We start from the raw sequence: 2,860 nt of genomic DNA on the forward strand, positions 1-2,860 counted from the left end.
GGTGCCCAGCGGGAACATCAATTGAAACGTTGGTCGCGGTCGAAGGCCATCGATGGGCGATCGAGGACAGCTTTGAAACCGCGAAAAACGAGTTCGGGCGTACGCATACGACGAGGACCGCCTGATTGACGCATGCGCGCGGGCACGGCGAGCTCTATGATGGCGTTGCGTGAAGGTCAGGCGGCCTGCTGACCGGCGGGCTTGTCGGCTTGGCGCAGGAGCTTCCATTCCCAGGGCAGCAGTTCGTGCAGACGCGACGCGGGAAGATCGGCGATACGGGCGAGGACGTCGGCGAGCCAGGCCTTGGGATCGACGTCGTTGAGGCGACAGGTCGTGATCATCGTCAGCATGATGGCGGCACGGTCGGCGCCACGCTGGCTGCCGGCGAAGGTCCAGTTGCGCCTTCCCAATGCGATGCCCCTCAATGCGCGCTCAGCGCAATTGTTGGTCAAGCAGATCCTGCCATCGTCGAGGAAGCGGGCGAAGTCGTCCCAGCGCCTGAGCATGTAGTTCATAGGCTTCAGGACCTCGGAGGAGCGCGAGAGGGTTTCGCGCTCACGCAGCAACCAGGCGTGCATGTCCTCGAGAAGCGGCTTGCTCTTTTCCTGGCGCACGGCGCGCCGCTCGTCGGCGCCGCAGCCATTGATGGCGCGCTCGATCTCGAACAACGCATCGAGGCGTCTGACCGCCTCCAGCGCGATCGAGAGACCGGTTTGCCCTTCTTACCTTCCCGAGCATTTTTCTCGATGTCAGCCAGCTCGAAGAAGCCCCGCCGCGCATGGGCCAGGCAAAACGCCGGTGTGATCGGCATCGCTTTCTTTTGCGGGTCGAACAGCGGCTCGAAGCCGTTGTAGCAATCGGCTTGCAGGATACCGGCGAAGGCGGCCAGATGCTTCTGGGGGTGCTCGCCTCGTCGGTCGCTCGAGGCGTAATAGACCGCCGCCGGCGGCGCAGGCCCGGCAGGGCCGGTCATCCCGCACATAAGTCCAGATCCGCCCGGTCGTGCACTTGCCCTTCGCCAGGATACGGATGGTGGTGTCGTCGCCATGCAGGCGCTCGGCAGCGAGTACATGGCGTTCGATCAAGTGGAAGAGCGGCATGACGGCAAAGGTCCCGTGGCCGACCTGGTCGGCCAGTGTCGACAACGGCAGGTCGATCCCCTCGGCCTTAAAGCGCGCGCTCTGGCGGTTGAGCGGGATATGCATGCCGAACTTGTCGAACAGGATCGTCGCCAGCAATTGTGGGCCGATGAAGCCGCGCGGCGTGGCATGGAACGGCGCGGGCGGCTGGCTGATCTTCTCGCAATCGCGGCAGGTGAACTTCTCGCGTACCGTCTCGATCAGCTTGAAGCGGCGCGGGATCTCCTCCAGCGTCTTGGTCACATCCTCACCGATCTTCGCCAGCCGCGATCCACCGCAGCAGGCGCAGGTCGTTGGAGCCTCAATGACGACGCGCTCGCGTTCGATGTCATCCGGCCATGGCTTGCGCACCGGCCGCTTGCGCGTGAAGGCGCGTACGCTCTGCGCCTTTGCCGCCGCGGCCTGCGCGGCGAGCTCATCCTCGCTCGCCGTGGTGACGAGTTCTTCAAGTTCCAATTCCAACTGCTCGATCAGCCGCGCCGTGCGCTCGGAACGCGGCCCGTACAGTTCGCGTTTGAGCTTCTCGATCCGCAGCTCGAGATGCGCGATCAGCGCCTCATTGTCCGACAGCTTCGCCCGCGCGTTCGCCGCTTCGGCTTGCCAATTGATGGCTTCGGCCTGTATCCAGCTGGCCTTCGCCGCGGCCGCATCGCGTTCGACCTCGACCCTCAGCCGCGCTTCGCGTTCGGCCCGCAACGCCTCACGTTCGATCAACAGCGCCGCCTGGGCGCTGGCGAGATCCGAAGGAAGGTCATCCGGCTTCAAACTCATGAAGCCAGTGAATCAGATTTCCCGGTAGGTTCAATCGCAGAATGCTATCCAACTCGCGTTGGACGCAAAGTTTCTTGAGGATTCCGCCAGTCGATCCCAGATAGCAGGTAAGAAAGCTGCGCCGGAGAGATCGTCACGGCTTCACCGGCAGCCGAAGGCCAGATGAATCTTCCTCTTTCGAGTCTTTTTGTAAACAGGCACGCTCCCTGAGAATCGTGCCAGATGATTTTTATCAGATCTGAACGGCGCCCCCTGAAGCAAAACAAATGACCCCCCAGTGGGTCATGCTTCAAGACCTCCTGCACCTGCAAAGCCAGGCTCGGAAAGCCGCGCCGCATATCGGTATGGCCCGTCGCCAGCCATACCCGCACGCCAGAGGGGATCGGAATCATCGCAGCGCCTTCAACACCGCCGACACCAGCAAGGGCGGCGCCGACCCGCAAATCCTGATCCGTCCGCTCCCCGTCAATTCCACCACGATCACTTCACCGGACGGTGCCGCTTCCTTGATCGGCTCCGCTTCCATCGCCGCTTCCACAAAGCCCTGTCAGCAAGGTCCTGGCGAAGCCGACGCCGCCAGGTGTAAATCAGCCCCGTTGAAATATCGTGATCCCGCGCAACCTGCGCCACACACGATCCCGGCGCAAAGGCCTCCGCAACGATCCGGCACCGCTCATCCTCGCTCCAACGCCGCCGGCGTTCCGGCCCCGTCAGCACCGAAATCTGACCCATCAATCGCTCTTAAGCTCGCTCTTAAACACGTGCTTATGAGTGCTCAATCCGCCTCTCAGAACAAGGCGGCCTTCATCGTGGGCGTACAGACCGTATCACCGGCAACCCACTTGAATGGTACAGACGCGGCTATCGCACGTGCGATCATTCTCGTCGCAAGCTTTGGTTTGGTCGCAAAGCCGACATCGGCAGGCACGTATGCGGCTTCCAGACGATCT

2 protein-coding genes and 2 pseudogenes are annotated in these 2,860 nt (G+C 62.6%); all 4 read right to left on the reverse strand.

Annotation, left to right across the window (positions count from 1 at the left end; genetic code table 11):
* Positions 1–176 precede the first annotated feature (176 nt).
* Positions 177–1,910 (reverse strand): annotated as a pseudogene (locus IVB48_RS32470) (IS66 family transposase).
* Between the two features lie 44 nt (positions 1,911–1,954).
* Positions 1,955–2,302 carry an IS66 family insertion sequence element accessory protein TnpB gene (gene tnpB, locus IVB48_RS32475; protein ID WP_082758020.1) on the reverse strand — a complete coding sequence of 116 codons (348 nt, stop codon included), beginning with the start codon at positions 2,300–2,302 and terminating at the stop codon, positions 1,955–1,957.
* Positions 2,299–2,436 (reverse strand): hypothetical protein, encoded by a 138-nt coding sequence (locus IVB48_RS32480; RefSeq protein WP_247406528.1) that lies wholly within the window; start codon positions 2,434–2,436, stop codon positions 2,299–2,301. Before IVB48_RS32480 ends, tnpB begins: the two co-directional genes overlap by 4 nt.
* Before the next feature lie 294 nt (positions 2,437–2,730).
* A pseudogene (locus IVB48_RS32485) lies at positions 2,731–2,860 on the reverse strand (IS701 family transposase); the annotation flags it as partial.

The organism is Bradyrhizobium sp. 76 (assembly GCF_023073025.1).
Lineage (GTDB): Bacteria > Pseudomonadota > Alphaproteobacteria > Rhizobiales > Xanthobacteraceae > Bradyrhizobium.

What these genes read in the sequence shown, in the direction of transcription:
- tnpB (WP_082758020.1), bottom strand. Translation starts at nt 2,302, where the DNA reads ATGATTCCGATCCCCTCTGGCGTGCGGGTATGGCTGGCGACGGGCCAT.
- IVB48_RS32480 (WP_247406528.1), bottom strand. Translation starts at nt 2,436, where the DNA reads ATGGAAGCGGAGCCGATCAAGGAAGCGGCACCGTCCGGTGAAGTGATC.